We start from the raw sequence: 23,676 nt of genomic DNA on the forward strand, positions 1-23,676 counted from the left end.
GATGACCGAGGAGGCGACGGACACGGCCGTCCGGGAGGGCGCGCCCGCCTGGCGGCGGGCCAGGCTCACCGCGGAGCGGCGGGAGAACGCCAGCGCCCGGACCCTGGTCTTCGACGTGCCGGGCTGGCCCGGCCACCTGCCCGGCCAGCACGTCGACGTCAGGCTCACCGCCGACGACGGCTACCAGGCCACCCGCAGCTACTCCGTCGCCGCGCCCGCGCGCGGCGACCGGGTGGAGCTGACGGTCCAGCGGGTCGCCGACGGCGAGGTCTCCACCTACCTGGTCGACGACTTCCCCGTCGGCGCCTCGGTGGAGATGCTCGGCCCCGTCGGCGGCTGGTTCGTGCGGCGTCCCGGCGCGGCCGAGCCCGCCGTCCTCATCGGTGGAGGCTCCGGCATCGTCCCGCTGCGCGCCATGATGCTCGCCCAGGTCCACGGCTCGGCCCCGCTGCGCGTGATCTACTCGCTGCGCTCGCCCGCCGAGCTGTACTTCGCCGCCGACATGACTGCCCCGGCCGAGGGCCTGGACCGCGAGGTCTTCCTCGCCTACACCCGCCGCGCCCCCGAGGGCTCGGCTCGCCCGCCGGCCCGCCTCACGGCCGCCGACCTGGCCGCGCACGGCCTCCCGCCGTCCCTCTCCCCCGCCGTCTACGTCTGCGGCCCGACCTCCTTCGTGGAGGCGGTCACCACCCTTCTCCTCCACGCGGGCCACCCCGCGTCCTCGATCCGCACCGAACGCTTCGGCTGACCGGAGGCCACACCATGTCCGACTTCCTCGACGGCAACGCCCTGGCGGCCTCCCTGAGCCGCGTCTTCCTCCCCGACATGACGCTCGCCACCGGCCTCTGCGGCTCCTGCCACCACCCGGCGGCCCTCCCCGAGAGCACCGTCTACCTCGACGCCCCCGGCGCGGTCATGCGCTGCCCGTCCTGCGGCGAACCCACCCTCATCCTCACCACGACCTCCACGCACACCCTCCTCACCCTCCCCCACGACACGACGTTCCGGCTGCCGGGCGTGTAAAGGTCAGCGGCGAGTGCGGCGGGGGGTGCGGGTGCTCAGGTAGTCGCTGACGACCTGGACGCTGAGTTCGTCGGCGTCGGTGGTGAAGACCCGGCCGCCGTTGCGGTGGGCGATCTCGTCGACGAAGGCGATGAGGCGGGGTTCGTCGCCGAGCATGAAGATGTTGAGGGTGGCGCCTCGCCGCGTCATCTTGTCGACCTCGGCGAAGGTGAGGACGAGGGTCTCGGGGGACGGCGGGTAGTCGAAGAGGTAGCGGCCGTCGGGGCGGAGGTGGGCGGTCGGCTCGCCGTCGGTGACGATCATGACGATCGGGTCGAAGTCGGGGTGGGCGTCGAGGTGGCGGCCCGCGAGGAGAAGGGCGTGGTGCAGGTTCGTGCCCTGGACCATGTCCCAGTTGAGCGAGGTCATCTGCTCGGGCGTCAGGGGCCTGGCGTAGTTGTTGAAGCCGACGATCTGGACGGCGTCGCGCGGGAACTTCGACTTCACCAGCGTGTGCAGGGCCAGCGCCGTCTGCTTGGCGGGCGCCCAGGTGCCGTTGATGACCATCGAGTAGGACAGGTCGACCAGGAGGCAGACGGCGGCGGCCGTGCGGTTCTCGGTCTCGTGCACCTCGAAGTCGTCGGGCGTCAGGGCGATGTTCGACGGGTCGCGCAGCACCGCGTTGGTGACGGTGCGGACCACGTCGAGGGGCTGCTCGTCGCCGAACCGCCACGGCCGGGAGGTTCCGGTCATCTCGCCCGCCTGGCCCGCGTCGCGCTGCGCGTGGTCGCCGCGCGGCCCGCCCGCGAGCTGGGAGAAGGCGCGGCGCAGGGCGGTGTCGCCAAGGCGGCGGACGGCCTTGGGCGTCAGTTCCAGGCGGCCCTTCTCCTGGGAGACGTAGCCCTGGCGCTGGAGCTCGTTCTCGATCCGGCGCAGTTCGGCGAGGTCGTCGACGGCGTTGCGGCCGAGGGCGCGGCGGACCGCCTCCTCGTCCACGTCGGTGAGGCTCGCGCCCGGGTAGTCCTGGCGGAGCGCCGATTCGAGGTCGGCGAGATCCGCGAGGTCGGCCAGCGCGCTCGTGGCGTCGCCGAGGCCGAGGGGGTCCTCGCCGCTCATCCTTTCGCCGCCCGTCCAGTCGAGGTCGGGGCGGCGGCCGCGCAGCGCGTCGCCGAGCCGGGACATCTCGGCTTCCAGACCGGCGTCCTGGAGCGACTCGGCCATCAGCTGGGCGAGTTCGGCGCGCTGCTCGGGGCTGAGGGAGTTCATCAGCCGGTTCATGGCGGCGCTGCGCCGGGCCAGGGAGTCGACGAGCTCTTCGAGGGTCTGCGGAGCGTCGGGGAAGAAGTCCCCGTATTCCGCCATGAACTCCTCGAAGTCCTGCTGACGGTGCTCGCCGCGCGCGTCGGCGTCCAGCATCGCGTTGAGCGCGGCCATCATGTCCTTGACCCTTGCCGTCTCGGCAGGGTCGCCGCCTTGGAGAGCCTGCTTGAGGCCCTGGAACTGGGCGTCGAGGACGTCGTCGCGCAGCATGTCCTTGAGCCGCTGGAACGTCTGGCGGGCCGCGTCGGAGCGCCACTCGTAGTCGCGCAGCGCCCGGACCGCCGAGGCAGTGTCGGACGGCACCTGGTCGAGTTCGGCCTCGCGCAGGCGCGCGTCGTCCGACGGGTCGGGGAACAGCTCGGCGCGCTCCTGCCCGATCGCGGTGTCCAGCAGGGCCCTGGCCTCTTCCAGGACTCCGTCGAGCCTTCCGCGCTCGCGCAGCTCCCTGCGCCGCTCCCGGACCTGGCGGAGCAGGTCGTCGAGGCCCTGCCTGCCCTCCCCCGCGCCCCTGCGCAGGAGGCGCCGGAGCGCTTCGGAGACGTCGGAGCCGTTCATGACGTCGTCGCCGACGGCGTCCAGGGCCTCGCGGACGTCGAAGGGCGGGGCCAGCGGGTCGGGGCCCTCGCGGTACTGGCCGTAGCGGTATCTCAACGTTCCCCCTCGCGGTCCCCCGCCGCGGGGCAGGCCCCGCGGCGGGCGGAAAGTGCGGTCAGAGCCGGTAGGTCGAGCCTTCGCCGGAGGCGTCCTTGGACAGTCGGCGCGTCAGGTACAGGCCCTCCAGCGCGAACTCGATCGCGGCGGCGGCCTGGCCCGGCGAGTCCCCGGCGAGGTCCAGCGCGGACATGATCTTGGCGAGGCCGCGCACCGGGCCGAGCCTGGTCAGCAGGTCGCCCGCGGCGACGAGTTCGCCGACCTCGACGGTCTCGCCCGCGTCGAACCGCTCCAGCAGCCCGGACAGGTCGGCGCCGCCGATCCTGCGCCGGAACGTCTCGGCGACCGCGCGGCGCAGCAGGTGCTCCATGACCTCCTGCTCGCGGCCCTCCTCGCTGACCTCGAACTCGACCTTGCCCATGAGGCTCGGCACGATCGCGGGCAGGTCGGCGACGCGGGCGACGGCGGTCTCCTCGCCGGTGATCGCGGCCCGCCGGGCGGCGCCCGCCGAGACGGTCTCGGCCGCGGCGATCGCGAACCGGGCGGACACGCCGGACCGCGCGTCGACCGCCTTGGACTCCCGGACGTTCCGGGTGAACCGGGCGAGGATCTCCATCAGGTGCCGGGGCACCTCGGCGACGAGTTCGGCCTCCTGGCCGATCAGGTCGACCTCGGTCTCCAGGGACAGCGGGTAGTGGGTGCGGATCTCCGCGCCGAACCTGTCCTTGAGCGGGGTGATGATCCGGCCGCGGTTCGTGTAGTCCTCGGGGTTGGCCGAGGCGATGAGCAGGACGTCCAGGGGAAGCCGCAGCGCGTAGCCGCGGATCTGCACGTCGCGCTCCTCCAGCACGTTGAGCAGGGCCACCTGGATGCGCTCGGCGAGGTCGGGCAGCTCGTTGACGGCGAAGATCCCCCGGTTGGTGCGGGGCACGAGGCCGTAGTGGACGGTCTCGGGGTCGCCGAGGGTGCGGCCCTGCGCGACCTTGATCGGGTCGACGTCGCCGATGAGGTCGCCGACGGACGTGTCCGGGGTGGCGAGCTTCTCGGCATAGCGCTCGTCGCGGTGCCTCCAGACGATCGGAAGGTCGTTCCCCGCCTCCGCCGCCAGCCTTATGCACCGTGTGCACACGGGCGCATACGGATGGTCGTTGATCTCGCAGCCTTCGACGGCCGGAGTCCACTCGTCGAGAAGGCCGGAAACGGTCCGGATCAGACGCGTTTTGCCCTGCCCGCGCTCTCCCAGGAGCACCAGGTCGTGCCCGGCGAGCAGAGCCCGTTCGACATGGGGCAGAACCGTCTCATCGAAACCGACGATTCCCGGAAAACGCGATTCGCCGGATTTCAATCGTGACAACAGGTTCGTACGCAGCTCTGCCTTGACCGAGCGGTGAACATGTCCGGAGTCGAGTAGCGCGCCGAGAGCGGCCTCACGCGGTTGAGAAGACACCTAAACGAGACTACGTCCCCGATGTCCCGTCCGCACTGTTTACATGGGAGTGGTTTCGAAAAGACGTGACGCCCGGTTGAATCGAAGGTATGACTCGTTTCGGGGACGGACTCGCGACGGGGCTGGACCTCGCCGCCGCGGCGGAGGAAGCCGTCCGGCAGGCGACCCGGGCCCTTGACGGGCGGGCCGATCTGCTCTGCGTGTTCGTGAGCGGATCGGATCCGGCCGAGATCGATCAGGCCGCCCGCCGCGCCATGGAGGTCAGCGACGCCAGGACCGTCCTGGGGTGCAGCGCCCAAGGCGTGATCGGCGGCGGCCGGGGCATCGAGCGGGAACTCCAGGAACTGGGCGAGGTGGGGGCCGTCGCCGCGTGGGCGGCGATCCTGCCCGGCGCCCGGCTCACCCCGTTCGAGCTGGAGACCCTGCGCGCCGAAGACCGCCTCGTGGTCGTCGGCATGCCCGAAGCCGAAGCCGACGACGTCGTCGGCATCCTCCTCGCCGACCCTCACACCTTCCCCGTGGACGCCTTCGTCGAACGGTCCGAGGAGGTCCTGCCAGGGCTGCCCCTCGTGGGCGGGCTCGCCGGCGGCGGTCCAGGCGAGTCACGACTCTTCGTCGACGACAAGATCATCGAATCCGGGGCCGTTGGGGTGGTCATCGGAGGGCCCGTGGAGGCGACGACCCTGCTCAGCCAGGGCGCTCGACCCATCGGGCCGCTCATGACCGTCACCAGCGCCGAACAGAACATCCTCTTCGAACTGGCGGGCTCCCCCGCCCTGGACAAACTAGAAGAGGTGGTGGCGAACCTCTCCGGAACGGAACGGGAACTCGCCGCCGAAGGCCTGCTCATCGGCGTCGCCATGGACGAGTACGCCGACCAGCACGAACAGGGCGACTTCCTGGTGCGCGGCGTCGTCGGCGTCGACCCCGACACCGGTGCGCTGGCCGTCGGGGACGTCGTGCAGACCGGGCAGACCGTCCGGTTCCAGGTGCGGGACGCCGGCGCGGCCGACCACGACCTCGCCGCCCTCGTGCGCGGCTTCGACGTGGGCCCCGTGGAAGGCGCCCTCCTCTTCTCCTGCAACGGGCGGGGCCGCGCCATGTTCGGCGGCTCCGACCACGACATCCGGGCCTTGGACGGGTTCGGATCCGTCGGCGGATTCTTCGCCGACGGCGAGATAGGGCCGGTCGCCGGCCGCAATCACGTGCACGGGTTCACGGCCTCCATCCTCGCCTTCGGAACTCTCCGGAAGGCCGGAGCCGGCGCACGGCAAACATAAAAACGGAAGGACAGCGCATGGGCGATGAGCGCGTTCTAGCCATAGACATCGGCGGCACGAAGATGGCCGTGGGGATCGTCGATCCGGGAGGACGGGTCGAATCCTACGAAAGGGCCGAAACACCCAAGGTCGACGCCGAAGGCCTCTGGCGCCTCGTCGAGGCCCTCCTCGACAAACTCCCAGAAACAGACCTCATCGGTGTGGGCGTCGGCTGCGGCGGGCCCATGCAGTGGCCGGCCGGCGAGGTCTCCCCCCTGAACATGCCGGGCTGGCGGAACTTCCCTTTGCGGGCGCGCTTGCGCGAGCGCTACCCGTCGCTGCCCGTCCGGGTCCACAACGACGCCGTGGCCGTCGCCGTCGCCGAGCACTGGCGCGGCGCGGGCAAAGGCACCGACAACGTGCTGGGAATGGTCGTGTCGACCGGAGTCGGCGGCGGACTGATCCTCGGCGGCAGGCTCATCGACGGGGCCAGCGGCAACGCCGGCCACATCGGGCACATCGTCGTCGACCCCGGCGGCATGCCGTGCGCGTGCGGAGGACGCGGCTGCCTGGAGGCCATCGCGCGCGGACCCGCCCTCGCGGCCTGGGCGCAGGCCGAAGGGTGGCGCCAAGAGCAGGACCTCGCCAGCGCGCGCGACCTCGCCGCCGACGCCGCGCGCGGCCACCCCATCGCGGTCGCCGCCATGAAGCGCGCGGGCCGCGCCCTCGGCATCGGCATCGCCTCCGCCACCCACCTGTGCGACCTGGACGTCGTCGCCATCGGCGGCGGCCTCGCCCAGGCCGGACCCCTCCTCTTCAACCCCCTCGAAGAGACCTTCCGAGCCCACGCCCGCATGGAATTCGCCCGCCACGTCCGCGTGGTCCCCGCCGCCCTCGGCCAGACCGCAGGCCTCGTCGGCGCGGCCGCCCTCGTCTACGAAGGAGAGTCGTACTGGCACGCTGATTGATTGCCGCGCCTTCGGCGCGGCGATGATCGGGCGCTTGCGCGCCCTGGGCTGCCCCTCCGGCCCTGGGGCCTACGGGGCAGCCCAAGGGCGCCCGATCACGTGCGCGGCCGCGCCTGGCGGCGCTCCCTGGAAACGGCTCCTTTGCGGGGGCCGCGCGGGGTTTCGCGGGGTGGTCCTGGGTTCTCAGGCCAGTGCTTGTTCCAGGTCCGCGAGGAGGTCTTCGGCGGATTCGATGCCTATGGAGAGGCGGACCAGGTCAGCGGGGACTTCGAGGGGGGAGCCGGCGGCTGAGGCGTGGGTCATGCGGGCGGGGTGCTCGATGAGGGACTCGACGCCGCCGAGGGACTCGCCCAGGATGAACAGCTCGGTGGACTCGCAGACCTTGACGGCCTCGGCCTCGGTGCCCATGCGGAACGAGACCATGCCGCCGTAGCCCTTCATCTGGCGGGTCGCGACCGCGTGCCCGGGATGCGAGGCCAGGCCCGGGTAGAGGACCTGGGACACCTTCGGGTGGCGCGAGAGCAGGTCGGCGACCTTCTCGGCGTTGGCGCAGTGCCGGTCCATCCGCACGCCGAGCGTCTTGATGCCGCGCAGCGTCAACCACGAGTCGAACGGCCCGGCGACCGCGCCCATCGCGTTCTGGTGGTAGGCGAGGCGCGCGCCGAGTTCCTCGTCGCCGGTGACGAGGGCGCCGCCCACGACGTCGGAGTGGCCGCCCATGTACTTCGTCGTGGAGTGCACGACGACGTCGGCCCCCAGCGCGAGCGGCTGCTGCAGGTACGGGCTGGCGAAGGTGTTGTCGACGACGAGCAGCGCGTCGGCCGTGCGGGAGATCTCGGCGAGCCCGGCGATGTCGGCGATGCCGAGCAGCGGGTTCGTCGGGGTCTCGGCCCAGATCGCGACGGTCTCGGGCCGCATCGCGGCGCGGACCCTGGCGAGGTCGGCGAGCGGGACGGGGGTGAACTCGACGCCCCACTGCGCGTAGACCTTCGCGAAGAGGCGGTAGGTGCCTCCGTAGGCGTCGCCGGGGATGACGACGTGCGATCCGGGGCGGCACACCGTCCGCAGCAGCGCGTCCTCGGCGGCGAGGCCGGAGGCGAAGGCCAGGCCGCGCACGCCGCCTTCGAGGGCGGCGAGGCATTCCTCCAGGGCGGTGCGGGTGGGGTTGGCGCTGCGGCTGTACTCGTAGCCGCCGCGCAGGCCGCCGATCCCGTCCTGCTTGAAGGTGGAGACCTGGTGGATGGGCGGGACTACCGCGCCCGTCACCGGGTCCGGCTCCTGCCCCGCGTGGATCGCGAGCGTCTCGAAGCCCTGTGTGTTTCCCCGTGCGTTCATGCCCGCAAGGCTAAGGCTCCTCCTCCTTCAGGAGGTGGAGGTCCGCCCGAGGTAGGGCGGTGGATCTCAGTACTGAGCACGTTGTGCCGCCGGGTGCCGACGGCTTAGGGTGTCGTCAACCTCAGGTTGACGATGGGGCGGGCGTCATCTCGGGTTTTCCACAGGGTTTTCCAGAGCTGTGGATAACTTTTTCGGCATGTCGGCCCTTCTCGCTAACTTGTGATCTGGCAGCGCGTCCCTTACCCGAGAGAGGCCCTATCAACATGTTCGGACGGCTGGGGAATGCCGTCGTCAGGCATCCGTGGTGGACCATCGCCGCGTGGCTGGTCACGGCGGCACTCATCATTGCCTTCGCCCCCAAACTCGACACCGAGGCCGACCAGGCCAATTTCCTTCCCTCCTCCTACGAGTCCGTCCAGGCCATGAAGATCGCGGCCGATGCGTTCCCGCAGCAGGAGGCCGCCTCAGCGCTGATCGTCATCAAGCGGTCTGATGCGGCGGCGCTCACCGAGGCCGATGTGGCCAAGGTCACCGAGATCGCCGGCAAGCTGCCCAAGCCCGAAAGCGTCACCGGCATCGTCACCGGGCCGCAGGCGGTCTCCCCCAACAAGCTCATCCAGGTCGTCTCGGTCTCGATGACGGGAACCGACCTGAAGGCGCAGGAGAGCTGGATCAAGGCGGTCCGGGAGGTCCGCGAGGCCCTGCCAGGGCAGCTCCAGGGCACCGGGCTGGAGGCCAAGGTCGGCGGCGACGTCGCCATGTTCGCCGACAACGAGGACTCGTTCACCAAGTCCACGGAGATCGTGAGCATCGCGACGTTCGTGCTGATCGTCGGTTTGATCCTGCTCATCTTCCGCGCGCCACTGGCGGCCTTCCTGCCCCTCGTGGTCATCGGGTTCACGTCGGCGGTCGCCACGAGCCTGGTGGCGATAGCGGCGAAAATCTTCGACTTCGCGGCCGACCAGTCGCTGTCGCTCGTCATCGTCATCGTGCTGTTCGGCATCGGCGCCGACTACTACCTGTTCCTGATGTTCCGCTACCGGGAGCGGCTGCGCGCGGGCGACGACCCGAAGACCGCGATGATCACCGCGGTGGAGCGGGTCGGCGAGGTCATCGCCTCGGCCGCCGCCGCCGTCGCGGTGGCGTTCCTGGTGCTGCTGCTGGCGAAGTTCGAGGCGTTCACCGCCTGGGGACCCGCTCTGGCGATCACCGTCCTCACGATGGCCGTCACGGGCGTGACCCTCATCCCGGCGCTCGTCTCGCTGATGCGCACCGCGGTCTTCTGGCCGTCCAAGTCCTGGAAGACGCAGCCGGAGGGCAACACCGCGCGCAAGCTCGGCAAGCTCGTCGGCGGTCGGCCTGTGCTGTCCGCGGTCGCGTCCGGCGCGGTGCTGATCGCGCTGGCCGCGGGCGCGCTGTCGTTCAAGGCCGACTACGACTTCCAGGCGGGCTTCCCGCAGGACACGGAGTCCGCGAAGGCCGTCGAGGACATGCAGACGGGCTTCCCGCCCGGCCTGACCACGCCGGTCCAGGTGTTCCTGAAGAGCGAGAGCGGCGCAGCGCTCACCGCGCAGCAGCTCGCGGAGTTCGGCGAGAAGGCCAAGTCGCTGCCGGGCGTCGGCCAGGTGCAGCCCGCCATCCCGGGCCAGTCCACCCAGGCCATCGCCCGCGTGGACCTCCTGCTCAAGGAGAACCCGCTGGCGAACGAGGCGATCACGCTCGTCAAGGACGAGCTGCGCCCTGCCGTGCACAAGATCGAGCCATCGGGCGTCAAGGCCTACGTGGGCGGGCAGACTGCGCTGTTCGCCGACATCAACGCCGTCAACAACCGGGACCTCTCGGTCATCCTGCCGGTGGCGGCGCTGCTCATCGCGCTGATCCTCGCCCTGCAGCTGCGCAGCCTCATCGCGCCGCTCTACCTGGTGCCCGCGGTGCTGCTCGGCTTCGCGGCGACGATCGGCGCCTCGGTCTACCTGTTCCAGTTCGCCATGGGCAAGCCGGGCCTGACCTTCCAGCTCCCGATCATTCTGTACCTCTTCGTCCTGGCGATCGGCACCGACTACAACATCCTCATGACCGCCCGCCTCCGCGAGGAGGCCCGAGAAGGCCACGAACCGAAGAAGGCGGCGGCGCTGGCCGTCGAACACGGCGGCCCGACGGTCATGGCCGCCGGTCTGATCCTCGCCGGCACCTTCGCCGCCCTCATCCTGGCCCCGGTCGCGATGATGCAGCAGATGGGCTTCGGCGTGGCCATCGGCATCACCCTGGCCGCGTTCGTCATGTCCGTCTTCCTGGTCCCCGGCATCACCGCCCTCCTGGGCCACTTCGCCTGGTGGCCCGGCCACGCCGACCGCGCCAAGACCCCATCCACCCCCGACCTCACCCGCCCCACCGAATCCGAGCTCACCGGCAGCTGACCGCCCCTGGAAGCGGTCGCGCGGCCTCAACCCCCGCCCGACCGCTTCCAGCGGTTCACCCCAGGACGCCGCACGGCACCGCGTACTGTTTGCAACAGCTTGCTGAGGGATTTTCGCACCAGGGCGGGTAAGGCTAGCGCTGAGACGGGATCGGAGGATCCATGCTGCTGAGTTTCCGCGCGGCCAATCATCGGTCACTGCGCGACGAACAGCATCTCCTCCTCACTCGCGTGTATCAAGGAGACGGCCAGGAAGGCGTCCGGGGGCCTGTACCGGTGGCAGGCATCTTCGGCCCCAACGCCTCCGGAAAGTCCAACGTCCTCGACGCGCTGACTTACATGCGCCATCTGGTCGACAGTTCGTTCAGCAGGAGCTCACACGGCTTCGGCTTGGGGCGGCGACCGTTCTCTCTTGATCCCGCCGCAGCCCATGAGGACTCGTGGTACGTGGTCGACCTGCTGCTCAACGAACCCGATCATGAGCCGCGCCCCGGCACCGCGATCGAGGCATCGGGGATCCGGTACGAGTACGGCTTCTGCGTCGACGACCGACGCGTGACCGAAGAGTGGATGTACAGCCACCCGCGGGGGCGCCGCCGCAAAATCTTCCACCGGAAGCTCGACGCCTACACATGGGGCGCCCATACAGCCGAGACCATGAAGAGCGTGGCGGAACTCGTCGACTCCAACGTGCTCTTCCTCTCCGTCGCGGCTCGAGCCCGGCAGACCCAGGTGCACCCGGTCTACGACTGGTTCCTCGCCATGACGACGTGGAAGCAAGCGGGCTCCCCGATGTTTCCGATCCTCAAGGAAAGGCGTCCGCGGGAGAGCGACGAGTCCTATCTCCCCTGGCTCACCGGTCTGCTGCGCGCGGCCGACACCGGAATCGAGGAAGCCGAGGTCATCGAGGAGACCGATGACGAGTTCGCGGCGCGCATGAAGTCGACCGGCGGCGCGGACTTCCCGTCGGAACGGAACCGAACGATCGTGTTCCGGCATCGCGGCGAAAACGGAACCAGCCGGCTCGGGCTCCGCGACCAGTCCGCGGGCACTCGAACCCTTTACTCCTTGAGCCTGCCCATCTTCCGAGCGCTGCGCCAGGGCGGGACCCTCGTCGTCGACGAACTCGACGCGTCATTGCACCCGTACGTCTCTGCACATCTGATCGAGCTGTTCCAATCACCCGAGACGAACCCGCAGCGCACGCAGCTGATCTTCAGCGTGCATGACGCCGCCCTGCTGGGCCGTATTCAGGGCAAAGAAGTCCTGCAACGGGACCAGATCTGGTTCACCGAGAAGGACGAGTGCGGGCGAACCGAACTTTTTCCTCTTACCGAGTTCAAACCACGTAAAGATGAAAACCGAGGGCTGCGCTACCTGGCTGGACGATACGGTGCGGTACCGATGGTCACGGATGAACTCATCCTGACGACCTTGGCCCGACGTGGAGCCGCTGACGATGTCCCCCCGGACCCCCAAGCCTGATGGTCGTGGCTCCAGGCAGAACGCCGCAAGAACGACCTCTCTGAACCCGCGCCGTGGCCCCCGCCGGGAAAGGCCCCGCTACCTCGTCATAGGCGAAGGGCTGACGGAGGTCGGCTACTTCAAGGGGCTGAGGCGACGCGGCCTGCACCTCGAAGTGATCGAATTGAACGGTCGGGACCACGTGGGAATCGTCAAGGCCGCAGGGGCGCGACGCTCAGACGACTACGACGCGATCTGGTGCGTGCTGGACACCGAACTCGATCCCGAATTGACCAGCAGGATGCTCGACGCGGCAGAGGCCGGGGGCGTTCGGCTCGCCCTGTCGGCACCGTGCTTCGACTTCTGGCTCCTCCTGCATCATGTCGATCACCGGCGTCCTTTTCAGCATGCCGGAGAGGTCGAGAAGGAGCTGAAACGGCTCCTGCCCGGCTGGACCAAGGGGCGCACGAGCTTCCAAGACTTCGCGGCCGGCCTCTGCGCAGCGCGGCAGCGCGCCCGGCAGCTCCCGACTGGGCCCAGATGTGAGGAGAGGCTGTCAGCGATGTCTGGCGGCTTGTGGAGTTCCTTGAAGCCGGATGACACTGATATTTCGCCCGGCCTGCTTTCCTTAGGTGGTGCGTGGCGGCGGCGTGCGATGGACGGCGGGGAGGGGGCGGCGCCGTTGGAGGAGGGGCGACCTCTGGCGTCGGAGCATGGGCAGGCAGGTGGGATGTCGGGGACTCGGGGTGGTAAGTCAGGGGTTGTCAACCGCTGAAAGCAAGGGCATCCTCATCACCGAGTCGGTGCGCGGTGACGGCCGTCTTCAGGGGTTCGCTTCAGCCTCACCCTTGAAGCTTTTCATGGGGATATCGCGCCCGGTTCGACCGCCGTGAACCGTTCACGCGGTGGACGCGTTGGGACTGGTCGTGTAGTTCGCGTTAAGAATGGAACGCGGCCGGTCAGGACCGCCATTCCGGGGAAATTCTGTGCATATCGGGGCTTGCGCGGAGGTGCGGGAATGGGAGGATCGCGGAATGTCGAACAGGTATGGGGTGGCGGTCAGGAGAGCCGGGTTCGCCGGGGGCGCGGGCGGGGCGGCGGCGGTGGCGGCCGGGGTGCTGGCGTTGCTGGTCTACGGGATCGGGCGCGCGATCGAAGGCGATAGTGGGCGTGGCATGCCGGACGACATGGACTTCACCGGGCTGGCCTCGGCCATGGTGGGGGTCCCGTGCGGGGCGGTGGGCTTCCTGGTCTTCTCGTGGCTTCTCGTGCGGCGGGCGGGGCTGGACGGGGATCGGACCCGCGAGGTGGTGGTGCTCGGGGTCATGCTCACCGGGATCGTGCTCGCCGGGCTCATGATGTCCACCGAGCGGCCGGGGTCCGCGCTCGGGTTCGCGGTGGTCGGGCCGCTGGTCGCGGCCGCGTGCTTCGGCCTTGTCGCGTTCTGGTTCGACGAGCGGGCCAAGGTCAGCCACCGGCTGGCCGTCTGGGTTGTCCTGCTTGCCCTGATTTCAGGCTTCTCGCACTTCTTCTGACCGGCGGGGGTTAATGCGAGGACCCCGCGCGTTACTGCGGGGTCCGATGAGGTCAGAGGTCCAGGTTGCCGGACTTGATACGGGCCACGAAGGCGGCCAGGTCGGCGGGGGTCAGGGTGAGGTGGGGACCCGGGGCCTTGGAATCCTGGATCAGGGTGACTGCGGAAGCGTTGGTGGAGACCTCGACGCAGTTGCCCTGGGCGTTGCCCTGGCTGCGACTGCTCTTACGCCACTCGATCATCGTGCATCGTCTCCATGATGTGCCGGATGAGTTCGCGGGACGCGTCCTCGGAGAGAGCAGCGCCTCGAATCTCATCGAATCGTACCGAGAGCCGCCAGCTCTCATGCTGGCCCTGGATGACACGACCGCCGAACTGCGCCTCCACGTATCCGACGCGCTTGATCTCAGGCGTCGTGAAGACGGTGAGCGCGCCGTTGAATCCGGGATGCCATTGCGCGTCCATGGGCGCGACCTGGATGTGCACGTGAGACAGCGCGCTCATCGCGAGGAGGTGCCGGAGCTGCTCGCGCATCGCCTCCCGGTTCCCCAGGGAGCGGAGCAACGCACTTTCTTCGATCACCGCGAAGAGATGCGGCGGGTCCTCATCCCTGTGCAGGATCGCCGCGCGAGACAGCCGCCGCGCGATGTCCTCCTCATTGACCTGCCCGGAAGTGGAGGTGATGCGGATATAACCCTCGGTCTGGAGCAGGCCGGGAACGTATGCCGGTTCGTAGGTGCGGATCTCTACGGACGTGGCCTCGTGGCCGAGAAAGAACTCGAACCAGCTCGCGAGGTGCTCCCGCTGGCAGTGCTCGCGGAGGTCCTTGATGAGCGGGCCGGTGCCGAAGAACTCGTCAAGGGCCGTGCAGTTCTCTTCATCCGGGAGGGATCGCTGGTTCTCCCAGCCGGTGTAGGTCTCGCGGGCCACGAAGATGGCCTTCGCGGTTTCGAGTTGGGTGGCGCCTTTGAGCTGGCGCACGACGCGCAGGGTCGTGGCGAAATGGGAGTGCAGGCTGCCCTGCGGCTCCGGGAGATGGGTTATTTGGGACATCTCACCGCCCCCTCAGTGGGTGTTCGGCCGGTCACCATCCGTCCGGCTCCCTGAGCGTAATTCGATGGCCCAGGCTTTGGTGGCAGAAATCCGAAACGCCACACCCTGGAGTTCACATGACATTTGACGACGCCGGACGCAACGCTTCCGGCCCTTTCCCGCCCCGTTCCGGGCCGCCCGTCCAGCCCGTCCAGCCGCCCCTTCCGCCCACGGGGGACACGCTGTTCGACGGCGGGTTCCTCGCCTCGCCGGGGGCGGTGGCGATCGCGCGGCGGGCGGCCGTCGCGGCGGTGAGCGTGCGAGGAGGCGACGCCGGGAGCAGCGACGAGCTGGCGCTCGTGGTGTCGGAGCTGGCCACGAACGCGGGTGCGCCGTGAGGCGCTCTGTCATATCCCCGGCGCAGCCGGGAGGAACTGAAGGGAGGTTTCTGGGCCTGATGGCTTACCGGAGCTCGAAAGGGCAAAAGGGACCATAGCATGCCAGGAAATCAACGGTCGTGTCCAGGCATGGGAACGATGCGTTGAGGGGCCCGTGCGATAAGGCGAAACCTGTATTGGCTGAACCCCGATCTCCAGTCGATGAAACGTGTCGCATCCATCGGAAATCGTGCCTGACACCGATGCCTTCCCCTGTGCTGGATTAACTGCGTTATGGCACAACCTTCGGGGAGGGAGCGATTCCCAGCGAGGGAATTCAAGGAGATGAATGGGGCGCCTAAGTCGTGCTAGACACGTATGACAGAGACGAACACGGGATCGCCTAAGGGGCGCGAGCCCTATGGTGACGGAGACTTCGTAGTAGTCGCAGGAGTCACGACCTGCCAAGGGGAACGGGAAATCCGTTCACAGGGCGAAGGAAGTCAGGCGGTCCGGAAGTCCACTGCTGGGAGGTATGCGTAATGCAGAGTGCCGAAACAGTCCTGGACGTCCTGCGTGAGCGCGGCAGGCGTGGCCTGCCGTGTGAGGAGATCTATCGGCAACTGTTCAACCCGCACCTGTATCTCATGGCCTACGGGCGTATCTACTCCAATCGTGGGGCGATGACTCCCGGGGCCTGCGGGGAAACCGCAGATGGCATGTCACAAGCAAAGATCGGAGCGATCATCGACGCGATCCGTCATGAACGCTACCGATTCAAGCCCGTCCGGCGCGTTTACATCCCGAAAAGGAACGGGAGACGACGTCCGCTCGGATTGCCGTCCTGGTCGGACAAGATCGTCGGTGAAGTGATCCGCCTCCTTCTGGAAGCGTACTACGAACCACGATTCTCTGGCCGCTCACATGGTTTCCGCCCCGCACGGGGATGTCACACGGCATTGTCCGAGGTGAACATGAACTGGACGGGGACGAAATGGTTCATCGAAGGAGATATCTCTGATTGCTTCGGGACGCTCGACCATCAGGTCATGCTCTCGATCCTTCGGGAGCAGATCCACGATAACCGTTTCCTGCGCCTCATCGAACAGATGCTGAAGGCGGGATATCTCGAAGACTGGAGATGGCATGGAGCCCTCTCGGGCGCTCCGCAAGGAGGCGTGCTCTCTCCACTCTTGTCCAACATCTACCTGGACCGGCTGGACAGGTATGTCGAGACAATCCTGATCCCGGAATACACGCGCGGCAGGGCCAGGGCCAAAAACCCGGCCTACCACGCGGTCGAGAATGAGATCAACCGCGTCCGGAAACGCAATGCCTACAGGAAAGAGCGACAAGAGACCGCAGAAGTGCGAAGGCTCCGTCAAGAGCTCCGCACTCTTCCGGCCGGCGATCCGAACGATCCCGGATACAGGAGACTCCGGTACATCCGATACGCGGACGACCACCTTCTCGGCTTCACCGGACCGAAATCCGAAGCCCTGGAGATCAAACAGCGGATCGCCGAATTCCTGCACGAAGAACTCGGACTGGAACTCAACGAACAAAAGACGCTGATCACCCACGCCCAGACTGGCGCGGCTCATTTCCTCGGCTATGAGATCACCGTCCAGTACGCCAACGGCAAGATATCTCGTGGAGGACGCGTAGACCGCGGTCTACGCGCCGTCAACGGGAAGATCGGCCTGCGCGTGCCGCTCTCGGTGCTCAAGGCAAAATGCGAGCCTTACCTGAAACACGGGAAACCCTGGCACCTGGATCATATGAGGAACCTGAGCGACCACGACCTGGTCGGCAGGTTCGGTGCCGAATACCGGGGCATCGTCCAGTACTACATGATGGCAGCAGACGTCTGGAGATTTGACAGACTCAACTGGGTCATGCTGACCTCGCTCCTGAAAACCCTGGCAGCGAAGCATGGAACAACGGTGACGAAGACGGCGCGGAAACACATGGCGACCGTCATGACTCCCTATGGGAAACGCCGGTGCTTCGAAGCCAGGCTGGAACGAGCGGGGCAGAAGCCGCTGGTTGCACGGTACGGTGGAATTCCACTCATCCGACGGAAGTACCTGGTCCTCGATGACCAGCCGGGATCTCCGCTCTCCCGACGCAGAGGCAAACAGCTCATCGAACGCCTCCGAGTCGGAAAATGTGAACTCTGCCTGAAATCCGGAGCGGTGGAAACCCACCAGATCCGAAGTCTTGCAGAACTCGACGGCGGAAACCCGCGTCCCGCGTGGGATGAACTCATGGCGAAAATGCGACGCAAAACCCTGATCACCTGCGCCGCCTGCCATGAACAGATCCACAAAGGCCGACCCTCGGAAAAGCTCACGCAGTGACCGCTGGAGAGCCGGATGCATCGAAAGGTGCACGTCCGGTTCGGGCCGGGGGCCACTGGAAAAGGACCGATCACAAGAACGGCACCTCGCCAGTGGCCTACCGGTACTGAACGCCTCGGCGGGCATCCCCGGGGCGCGCTTCCACCTGCGGGTCCTGCGCGAGGGGCTCGGGGGCGTCACCGTGGAGGTGTGGGACGCGGCGCCCGCGCTGCCGGCGGTCCGGCCGCTCACCCTCGACGACGAGTGCGGGCGCGGGCTGCACCTGGTCGCCGCGTTCGCGACGGCCTACGGGGTGCGGCCCGCGCCGCACGGGAAGTGGACCTACGCGACGGTGCCCTGGCCCGGGGAGGCGGCTCAGGCGGCCAGGTAGGTGAGGAGGTCCTGGCGGGTGAGCATGCCCTTGGGCTTGCCGTCGACGAGCACCACGGCGGCGCCGTTGCGCTCCAGGATCTCGACGGCGCGGGCCACCGAGTCGCCCGAGCCGAGGGTCGGCAGCGGGTCCGACATGTGCCGGGACAGCGGGTCCTCCGGACGGGCCTTGCCCGCGACGAGGAGGGCCAGGAGGTCCTTCTCGCTGATGGAGCCGACGACCTCGGCGGCCATGACGGGCGGTTCCTCCTTCATGACGGGAATGTGGGAGACCTCGTATTCGCGCATGAGTTCGATGACGGCGTGCACCGTCTCATAAGGATGGGCGTGCACGAATTCGGGGAGTTCACCGCCCTTGGTGGCCAGCACGTCGCCGACGGTGGCCTCACCCGTCGCGGGGGTGAGGAAGCCGTAGTCGCGCATCCACTCGTCGTTGAAGATCTTGGAGAGGTAGCCGCGCCCGCCGTCCGGCAGCAGGACGACGACGACCGCGTCCGGCCCGGCCTTCGCGGCGGCCCGCAGCGCCGCGACGACGGCCATGCCGCACGAGCCGCCGACCAGGAGCCCCTCCTCGCGGGCGAGGCGGCGGGTCATGGCGAAGCTGTCCTTGTCGGAGACGGCGATGATCTCGTCGCAGACGTCCCGGTCGTAGGTGTCGGGCCAGATGTCCTCGCCGACGCCCTCGACGAGGTAGGGACGCCCGGAGCCGCCGGAGTAGACCGAGCCTTCGGGGTCGGCCCCGATGACCTGGACCCGGCCGCCGGAGACCTCCTTGAGGTACCGGCCCGCGCCGGAGATGGTGCCGCCGGTGCCGATCCCGGCGACGAAGTGGGTGACCCGCCCGTCGGTCTGCGCCCAGATCTCCGGACCGGTGGACTCGTAGTGGGAGGCCGGGTTGCCGGGGTTGGCGTACTGGTCGGGCTTCCAGGCGCCGGGGATCTCGGCGGCGAGCCTGTCGGACACCGAGTAGTAGGAGTCGGGGTGGTCGGGCGCGACGGCGGTCGGGCAGACGACGACCTCGGCCCCGTAGGCGCGCAGGACGTTCACCTTGTCGGACGCCACCTTGTCGGGCACCACGAAGACGCACCGGTAGCCGCGTTCCTGGGCGACGAGGGCGAGGCCGACGCCGGTGTTGCCGGAGGTCGGCTCGACGATGACGCCGCCGGGCTTGAGCGCGCCCGAGGCCTCGGCCGCGTCGATCATCTTCACCGCGATCCGGTCCTTCACCGAGCCGCCCGGGTTCATGTACTCGACCTTGGCGATCACTTGGCCCCGGACGCCTTCGCTGACGTTCCGCAGCCGAACGAGCGGGGTGTCGCCGATGAGCGAGACGAGAGAGTCGTGTACCTGCACTTGGATCCCCCTTGCGGACACTGTGGGAGACGCCACAGCGCGCCCCCGGGCCCGTCGATTAATGTCTGAAATGACCGAATTAAGGGAATAACTTCGGTGTTTCGACACTGTTTCGTCCGGCAATGGAGCCTCCGAGCCCCCGGACGCCTCGGATAGATTCCGAAACGACACTAACGCAGTTCGTCAGGGGTGAGCGAGCACATGCTGAGGGCGCTGACGACCCGCCGGATCGTGACGGCGGCGGCATTCGGGAGCGGGGGCCTGACCGTGCTGGGCGGGCTGACCTTCGGGCTGCTCGTCGCCGAGGCCAAGGCCGCCCGGAAGATCATCCAGGGCTCGGCGGCCTTCATCCCGCCCTTCACCGACGGCCTCTACGGCGCCCACCTGCCCGGTGAGCCCCTCTCCTTCACGATGCTCGGCGACTCCACGGCCGCGGGCATCGGCGTCGTCGCGCCCGACGACACCGCCGCGGGCCTGCTCGCCGCGGGGCTGTCGGCGAGCGCGGGACGGCCCGTGCGGCTGACGAACGTCGCGGTGTCCGGATCCCGGTCGGCGGCGCTGGAGGAGCAGACCACGAAGGCGCTCGCCGAGGTGCCCGACATAGCCGTCATCATGATCGGCGCGAACGACGTGACGGCGCGGGTCCCCGCCGCCGAGTCCGTCCGGCACCTTGAGCGCTGCGTCTCGCGGCTCGTCGCGGCGGGCGCGCAGGTCGTCGTGGGCACCTGTCCCGACCTGGGCTCGGTCGAGCCCTTGCTCCAGCCGCTGCGCTGGATCGCGCAGCGCACCAGCCGGCAGCTCGCCGCGGCGCAGACCGTGGTGGTGGTGCGCGCCGGAGGCCGCTCGGTGTCGCTCGGCGACCTCCTCGGCCGCGACTTCGCCCGCGAGCCCGGCGAGTTCTTCTCCGCGGACCGCTACCACCCGTCCGCGCGAGGTTACGGCGCGGCAGCGGCGGCCCTGCTACCGTCGGTGACGGCCGCACTGGACCTCGAACCCGAGGACCGGTTCGCCGAGGGAGTCCTGCCCATCTACCTCGCCGCGGCCTCGGCCGCCGAGAAGCCGGGCACCGAGGTCGCCGCGCGTGGCGACGGCGCCCCCCGCTGGGTCACGCTGCTGCGCCGCAGGACAGCGGCTCCCGCCCGTCCCCGCCCCTCCGGCCCGAGCCTGCCGGAGGTCGCGCCCGGCATGGCCTGAGTCCCGCTCGGGCCCCGCACCCTTTCGGAGTACCAGCAATGGCCGCCCGCGCTCACCTCCCGACACTCTCCGACGCCGTCCAGGCACCGAAAGTGGCAATACTCAGGCGGGCGCTGTGCGTGCTGTCCGCCGCCGCGCTGCTGCCGGGGTGCTCGGCGCCCAAGGAGGGCGGCGACGACATCCCCCGCATCACGCGCTGGTCGGACCCCCAGGTCAACGTCGTCAGCCGGCCGATGACGGGCGGTGGTGTCGCCGCCGCCACCGCGCTCGGCGAGCGGGGCGCGCTGCGGACCGTCGTGCACGACATCGCCACCGGCGCGCCGCTGTGGACGGAGCGGGCCACCATGGCGGGGCGGCCGAACGTGCTGGGTGTCCAGCCTCCCGCCATCGTCGGCGACCTCGTGGTCGCGGTGGAGCCGCGCGGAGGCGGCAGGAAGGCGCTGGTCGCGCGGGAAGCGCGCGACGGGCTGGAGCGGTGGGCCAGGCCCGTCACCTCCACGTTCGGGCCCGCCGAGTGCGGCCCGAACGTCTGCCTCACCGAGGACGCGGGCAACGCCAAGGCCCGGTTCACCGTCCTCGAAGGGGCGACCGGGCGACCGCTGTGGCGGGTGCCCGGCGTCGCGGAGGTCCAGCACGCCGACGCCGACCGGCTCGTGCTGCTGCGCCGGACCGCGCGCCCGTCGGTCGCCGCCTACGGGGCCGTCACCGGCGTCCGCGAGTGGGCGTTCCCGCTCGCCGCCGCCGTCGGGCCCGACGCCGACCTCGACGGCGGATGGGCGTCCGGCATCGCGCACGGGATGCTCCTCGGCTACGTCGGCCCGAACCGCAAGGGCGCGCGCCTGACGTCGTTCGGGTACTTCGCGCTGCGCCTCACCGACGGCCGCCGGATCTGGACGCGGCCCGGCATGCTGCGCGTCCACCCCAGCGCGAGCCCCGCCGTCGCGCTCGTCGGCCGCGAACTCGGCAAGCGCGGCGCGTACGGCGGCTTCACCCGGCTCGACCCGAAGACCGGGGCGAAGGGCCCGATCGTGCCCGCCTCCGCGCTGCCGCAGGACACGCCGTGGTGGCTGTCGTTCTCCGACGACCTCGGATACGTCGGATTCCTCGCCGGACGCCGCCAGGGCACCGCCTACTCGCTGCTCAAGGGCAACGCCGTCAACGCCGACGGGATGCGCACGTGGGGCTTCTGCACCGTCGAACCCGCCGTGCTGAAGCTGAAGGGCGGGCTCAAGGGCTTCTACCCGACGGCCTCCCTCTGCCCGTACGAGGTCGCCGAAGGCCGCCGCGCCGCCGACCAGACCGTTCCGCCGCCGTCCTGGTACACCGGCGCGAAGGACGGCTGGCGCGTCTGGCGCGATGAGAAGGGGGCGCTGCACGGCGTCAATGACGGCGGAGGCACAATTCCAGGTATGTACGGGCGCTGACCCGCACACCGTTCTCTGGATCGGCGCCTGGAGACGGACTAAGAACTGACGGGTAGGTAACTTGAGGCTACCCGTCCCGGTCCGAGGAAAGAGGCATCAATGCCCGAGGCTGTCATCGTCGCCACCGCCCGATCCCCGATCGGCCGCGCGTTCAAGGGGTCCCTGAAGGACCTCCGCGCGGACGACCTCGCCGCCACCATGGTCAAGGCGGCGCTGGACAAGGTCCCGCAGCTCGACCCGACCACCATCGACGACCTCCTGCTCGGCTGCGGCCTGCCCGGCGGCCGTCAGGGCTACAACATGGGCCGCGTCGTCGCCGTCCTGCTCGGCCTCGACACCGTCCCGGGCGCGACCGTCACCCGGTACTGCTCGTCGTCGCTGCAGACGACCCGCATGGCGCTGCACGCGATCCGCTCCGGCGAGGCCGACGTCATCGTCTCGGCGGGCGTCGAGCACGTCAGCGGGTTCGCGTTCGGCTCGTCCGACGGCCCGAAGGGCACCACCAACCCGCTCTTCGCCGACGCCGACGCGCGCACCGCGGTGCTCGCCGAGGGCGGCAGGGACTGGACCGATCCGCGGGCCGAAGGGCTGCTGCCCGACGTCTACATCGCGATGGGGCAGACCGCCGAGAACGTCGCGCGGCTGAAGGGCGTGTCCCGGCAGCGGCAGGACGAGTTCGGCGTCCGCTCCCAGAACCTCACCGAGAAGGCCATCGCGAACGGCTTCTGGGCGAGCGACATCACCCCCGTCACGCTGCCCGACGGCACCGTCGCGAGCACCGACGACGGCCCCCGCGCGGGCACCACCTACGAGGCGGTGTCCCAGCTCAAGCCGGTGTTCCGCCCCGACGGCACGGTCACCGCGGGCAACTGCTGCCCGCTCAACGACGGGGCCGCGGCGCTCGTCGTCATGAGCGACACCAAGGCGGCCGAGCTCGGCATCACGCCGCTGGCCCGGGTCGTCAGCACCGGCGTCAGCGGGCTGTCGCCGGAGATCATGGGCCTCGGCCCGGTCGAGGCGAGCCGCAAGGCCCTCGCGCTGGCCGGGATGACGATCGGCGACATCGACCTCGTGGAGATCAACGAGGCGTTCGCCGCGCAGGTCCTGCCGTCGGCCGACGAGCTCGGCGTCGACTACGACAAGCTCAACGTCAACGGCGGCGCCATCGCCATCGGCCACCCGTTCGGCATGACGGGCGCCCGCATCACCAGCACCCTCATCAACGGGCTGAAGTTCCACGACAAGCAGTTCGGCCTGGAGACGATGTGCGTCGGCGGCGGCCAGGGCATGGCCATGGTCCTGGAGCGCCTGAGCTAGCGGCGGCATGACGAAGGCCCCGGCGCGGGAAGCGCCGGGGCCTTCGTCATGAGCGGGTGGCCGGTCAGTCGTCGCCGCCCTGGAGGATGGCCAGGAGGCGCAGGATCTCCAGGTAGATCCAGACGAGGCTGCTGGTGATCGCGAAGGCGCAGGCCCACGCGAACTTGGCGGGGACGCCCGCCTGGATGCCGCGCTCGACCATGTCGAAGTCGAGCATCAGGAAGAAGCAGCCGATGAGGATCGCCGCGACGCTGAACGCGATGCCGAGGAAGCCGTACTCGCGGATGCCGAGGCCGCCGTCGACGAAGAAGCCGGCGATGAGGTTGACCAGCATCAGGCCGACGAGGCCGAAGCCCGCAGCGATCACGAAGCGGGTGAACTTCGGCGTCACGCGGATGATGCGCAGCGCGTAGACGGCGAGGACGGCGCCGAACGCGAGGGCGGTGCCGAGGACCGCCTGCAGGACGATGCCGTTGTAGAAGTCGTTGTAGGCGTGGCTGATCGTGCCGATCGCGATGCCGTACAGCGCCGAGTAGGCGAGGGTCAGCGGCCCGCTGGACTTGCCGCTGAAGCTCAGGTACAGGCCGATGCCGAAGGCGGCGAGGACGGCCACCATCGCGACGCCGAAGCCGAGGTTGAGCACCCAGGCCGCGGTGCCGGTGAGGGCCAGCACGCCGAAGCTCGCGAAACCCTTCATGACGACGTCGTCGATCGTCATGGGCCGCTCGGCCGGGGGCGCGTAGGCCGGCTGGTCGTACATACCCTGGAGCTCGGCGGGTGAGGGCGTGTAACCCGTCCGTGCCTGCTCCCCGATCTTGCGGAACACGGGGTTCCTGCTCTCCATCACTGCC

Annotated in this window: 21 protein-coding genes; 14 read left to right on the forward strand and 7 right to left on the reverse strand. The window is 69.2% G+C overall.

All coding sequences use genetic code 11. The annotated features are described in order from the left end of the window. Position 1: 1 nt before the first annotated feature. Together ACYVOM_RS04345 and ACYVOM_RS04350 are read left to right on the forward strand one after the other, a co-directional pair. On the forward strand, positions 2-748 hold the full coding sequence (locus ACYVOM_RS04345; protein WP_460301891.1) for an FAD-binding oxidoreductase: 747 nt from the start codon (positions 2-4) through the stop codon (positions 746-748). A 14-nt stretch (positions 749-762) separates the two neighbouring features. Continuing rightward, complete coding sequence (locus ACYVOM_RS04350) at positions 763-1,023, forward strand: DUF6510 family protein (protein ID WP_460301892.1); 261 nt, start codon at positions 763-765, stop codon at positions 1,021-1,023. A gap of 3 nt (positions 1,024-1,026) precedes the next feature. On the opposite strand, the gene ACYVOM_RS04355 is transcribed toward ACYVOM_RS04350, so the two are convergent. Next, positions 1,027-2,973 carry a vWA domain-containing protein gene (locus ACYVOM_RS04355; RefSeq protein ID WP_460301893.1) on the reverse strand — a complete coding sequence of 649 codons (1,947 nt, stop codon included), beginning with the start codon at positions 2,971-2,973 and terminating at the stop codon, positions 1,027-1,029. A 58-nt stretch (positions 2,974-3,031) separates the two neighbouring features. Continuing rightward, positions 3,032-4,420 (reverse strand): sigma 54-interacting transcriptional regulator, encoded by a 1,389-nt coding sequence (locus ACYVOM_RS04360; protein ID WP_460301894.1) that lies wholly within the window; start codon positions 4,418-4,420, stop codon positions 3,032-3,034. Positions 4,421-4,509: 89 nt separating this feature from the next. On the opposite strand from ACYVOM_RS04360, the gene ACYVOM_RS04365 reads away from it, so the two are divergent. Together ACYVOM_RS04365 and ACYVOM_RS04370 are read left to right on the forward strand one after the other, a co-directional pair. Continuing rightward, positions 4,510-5,700, forward strand: coding sequence for an FIST signal transduction protein (locus tag ACYVOM_RS04365; protein WP_460301895.1), 1,191 nt, complete (start codon positions 4,510-4,512; stop codon positions 5,698-5,700). Positions 5,701-5,717: 17 nt separating this feature from the next. Beyond that, positions 5,718-6,647: an ROK family protein gene (locus tag ACYVOM_RS04370; protein WP_460301896.1), complete on the forward strand. Its 930-nt coding sequence runs from the start codon at positions 5,718-5,720 to the stop codon at positions 6,645-6,647. Positions 6,648-6,830: 183 nt separating this feature from the next. Here the strand turns inward: ACYVOM_RS04370 and ACYVOM_RS04375 are convergent, their stop codons facing one another. Then, entirely contained in the window at positions 6,831-7,982 is a 1,152-nt protein-coding gene (locus tag ACYVOM_RS04375; protein WP_460301897.1) for a cystathionine gamma-synthase, read from the reverse strand. A 263-nt stretch (positions 7,983-8,245) separates the two neighbouring features. Here ACYVOM_RS04375 and ACYVOM_RS04380 point away from each other — a divergent pair, with 263 nt between their 5' ends. The 4 genes from ACYVOM_RS04380 (at position 8,246) to ACYVOM_RS04395 (ending at position 13,397) form a co-directional block, all read left to right on the forward strand. Next, positions 8,246-10,399: an MMPL family transporter gene (locus ACYVOM_RS04380; protein WP_460301898.1), complete on the forward strand. Its 2,154-nt coding sequence runs from the start codon at positions 8,246-8,248 to the stop codon at positions 10,397-10,399. Positions 10,400-10,560: 161 nt separating this feature from the next. Continuing rightward, positions 10,561-11,883 carry an AAA family ATPase gene (locus ACYVOM_RS04385; RefSeq protein ID WP_460301899.1) on the forward strand — a complete coding sequence of 441 codons (1,323 nt, stop codon included), beginning with the start codon at positions 10,561-10,563 and terminating at the stop codon, positions 11,881-11,883. Beyond that, complete coding sequence (locus ACYVOM_RS04390) at positions 11,843-12,637, forward strand: RloB family protein (RefSeq protein WP_460301900.1); 795 nt, start codon at positions 11,843-11,845, stop codon at positions 12,635-12,637. The genes ACYVOM_RS04385 and ACYVOM_RS04390 overlap by 41 nt, the downstream gene beginning before the upstream one ends. A 259-nt stretch (positions 12,638-12,896) precedes the next feature. After that, positions 12,897-13,397, forward strand: coding sequence for a hypothetical protein (locus ACYVOM_RS04395; protein ID WP_460301901.1), 501 nt, complete (start codon positions 12,897-12,899; stop codon positions 13,395-13,397). Between the two features lie 52 nt (positions 13,398-13,449). Here ACYVOM_RS04395 and ACYVOM_RS04400 read toward each other — a convergent pair whose 3' ends face one another. Together ACYVOM_RS04400 and ACYVOM_RS04405 are read right to left on the reverse strand one after the other, a co-directional pair. After that, positions 13,450-13,638 carry a DUF397 domain-containing protein gene (locus ACYVOM_RS04400; RefSeq protein ID WP_460301902.1) on the reverse strand — a complete coding sequence of 63 codons (189 nt, stop codon included), beginning with the start codon at positions 13,636-13,638 and terminating at the stop codon, positions 13,450-13,452. Beyond that, positions 13,622-14,377, reverse strand: a complete 756-nt coding sequence (locus ACYVOM_RS04405; RefSeq protein WP_460301903.1) for a helix-turn-helix domain-containing protein — start codon at positions 14,375-14,377, stop codon at positions 13,622-13,624. Before ACYVOM_RS04405 ends, ACYVOM_RS04400 begins: the two co-directional genes overlap by 17 nt. A 188-nt stretch (positions 14,378-14,565) precedes the next feature. On the opposite strand from ACYVOM_RS04405, the gene ACYVOM_RS04410 reads away from it, so the two are divergent. From ACYVOM_RS04410 to ACYVOM_RS04420, 3 genes are all read left to right on the forward strand, one after another. Next, positions 14,566-14,826 (forward strand): hypothetical protein, encoded by a 261-nt coding sequence (locus ACYVOM_RS04410; protein ID WP_460301904.1) that lies wholly within the window; start codon positions 14,566-14,568, stop codon positions 14,824-14,826. 521 nt (positions 14,827-15,347) lie between these two features. Beyond that, complete coding sequence (locus ACYVOM_RS04415) at positions 15,348-17,168, forward strand: reverse transcriptase/maturase family protein (RefSeq protein ID WP_460301905.1); 1,821 nt, start codon at positions 15,348-15,350, stop codon at positions 17,166-17,168. A 181-nt stretch (positions 17,169-17,349) separates the two neighbouring features. Further along, positions 17,350-17,538, forward strand: coding sequence for an ATP-binding protein (locus ACYVOM_RS04420; protein ID WP_460301906.1), 189 nt, complete (start codon positions 17,350-17,352; stop codon positions 17,536-17,538). Here the strand turns inward: ACYVOM_RS04420 and ACYVOM_RS04425 are convergent. Next, a complete protein-coding gene (locus ACYVOM_RS04425) occupies positions 17,523-18,890 on the reverse strand; it encodes a cystathionine beta-synthase (RefSeq protein WP_460301907.1) in 1,368 nt (455 codons plus the stop codon). The genes ACYVOM_RS04420 and ACYVOM_RS04425 overlap by 16 nt on opposite strands. A gap of 201 nt (positions 18,891-19,091) precedes the next feature. Between ACYVOM_RS04425 and ACYVOM_RS04430 the strand changes: the two genes are divergently transcribed. The 3 genes from ACYVOM_RS04430 to ACYVOM_RS04440 all read left to right on the forward strand — a co-directional run bounded on the left by ACYVOM_RS04430 (position 19,092) and on the right by ACYVOM_RS04440 (position 22,825). Further along, complete coding sequence (locus ACYVOM_RS04430; RefSeq protein WP_460302345.1) at positions 19,092-20,084, forward strand: SGNH/GDSL hydrolase family protein; 993 nt, start codon at positions 19,092-19,094, stop codon at positions 20,082-20,084. Between the two features lie 92 nt (positions 20,085-20,176). Further along, positions 20,177-21,508, forward strand: a complete 1,332-nt coding sequence (locus tag ACYVOM_RS04435; protein WP_460301908.1) for an outer membrane protein assembly factor BamB family protein — start codon at positions 20,177-20,179, stop codon at positions 21,506-21,508. A 99-nt stretch (positions 21,509-21,607) separates the two neighbouring features. Continuing rightward, a complete protein-coding gene (locus ACYVOM_RS04440) occupies positions 21,608-22,825 on the forward strand; it encodes an acetyl-CoA C-acetyltransferase (protein WP_460301909.1) in 1,218 nt (405 codons plus the stop codon). A gap of 64 nt (positions 22,826-22,889) precedes the next feature. On the opposite strand, the gene ACYVOM_RS04445 is transcribed toward ACYVOM_RS04440, so the two are convergent. Then, positions 22,890-23,669: a Bax inhibitor-1/YccA family protein gene (locus ACYVOM_RS04445; RefSeq protein ID WP_460301910.1), complete on the reverse strand. Its 780-nt coding sequence runs from the start codon at positions 23,667-23,669 to the stop codon at positions 22,890-22,892. Between the last annotated feature and the right edge of the window lie 7 nt (positions 23,670-23,676).

The organism is Actinocorallia aurea, from assembly GCF_054783995.1.

Excerpts from the sequence above, each read along its gene's own strand:
- ACYVOM_RS04410 (WP_460301904.1), top strand. The coding sequence starts at position 14,566 with ATGACATTTGACGACGCCGGACGCAACGCTTCCGGCCCTTTCCCGCCC.
- ACYVOM_RS04445 (WP_460301910.1), bottom strand. The coding sequence starts at position 23,669 with ATGGAGAGCAGGAACCCCGTGTTCCGCAAGATCGGGGAGCAGGCACGG.
- ACYVOM_RS04430 (WP_460302345.1), top strand. The coding sequence starts at position 19,092 with ATGCTGAGGGCGCTGACGACCCGCCGGATCGTGACGGCGGCGGCATTC.
- ACYVOM_RS04395 (WP_460301901.1), top strand. The coding sequence starts at position 12,897 with ATGTCGAACAGGTATGGGGTGGCGGTCAGGAGAGCCGGGTTCGCCGGG.
- ACYVOM_RS04385 (WP_460301899.1), top strand. The coding sequence starts at position 10,561 with ATGCTGCTGAGTTTCCGCGCGGCCAATCATCGGTCACTGCGCGACGAA.
- ACYVOM_RS04370 (WP_460301896.1), top strand. The coding sequence starts at position 5,718 with ATGGGCGATGAGCGCGTTCTAGCCATAGACATCGGCGGCACGAAGATG.
- ACYVOM_RS04345 (WP_460301891.1), top strand. The coding sequence starts at position 2 with ATGACCGAGGAGGCGACGGACACGGCCGTCCGGGAGGGCGCGCCCGCC.
- ACYVOM_RS04350 (WP_460301892.1), top strand. The coding sequence starts at position 763 with ATGTCCGACTTCCTCGACGGCAACGCCCTGGCGGCCTCCCTGAGCCGC.
- ACYVOM_RS04365 (WP_460301895.1), top strand. The coding sequence starts at position 4,510 with ATGACTCGTTTCGGGGACGGACTCGCGACGGGGCTGGACCTCGCCGCC.
- ACYVOM_RS04400 (WP_460301902.1), bottom strand. The coding sequence starts at position 13,638 with ATGATCGAGTGGCGTAAGAGCAGTCGCAGCCAGGGCAACGCCCAGGGC.
- ACYVOM_RS04440 (WP_460301909.1), top strand. The coding sequence starts at position 21,608 with ATGCCCGAGGCTGTCATCGTCGCCACCGCCCGATCCCCGATCGGCCGC.
- ACYVOM_RS04375 (WP_460301897.1), bottom strand. The coding sequence starts at position 7,982 with ATGAACGCACGGGGAAACACACAGGGCTTCGAGACGCTCGCGATCCAC.
- ACYVOM_RS04415 (WP_460301905.1), top strand. The coding sequence starts at position 15,348 with ATGCAGAGTGCCGAAACAGTCCTGGACGTCCTGCGTGAGCGCGGCAGG.
- ACYVOM_RS04380 (WP_460301898.1), top strand. The coding sequence starts at position 8,246 with ATGTTCGGACGGCTGGGGAATGCCGTCGTCAGGCATCCGTGGTGGACC.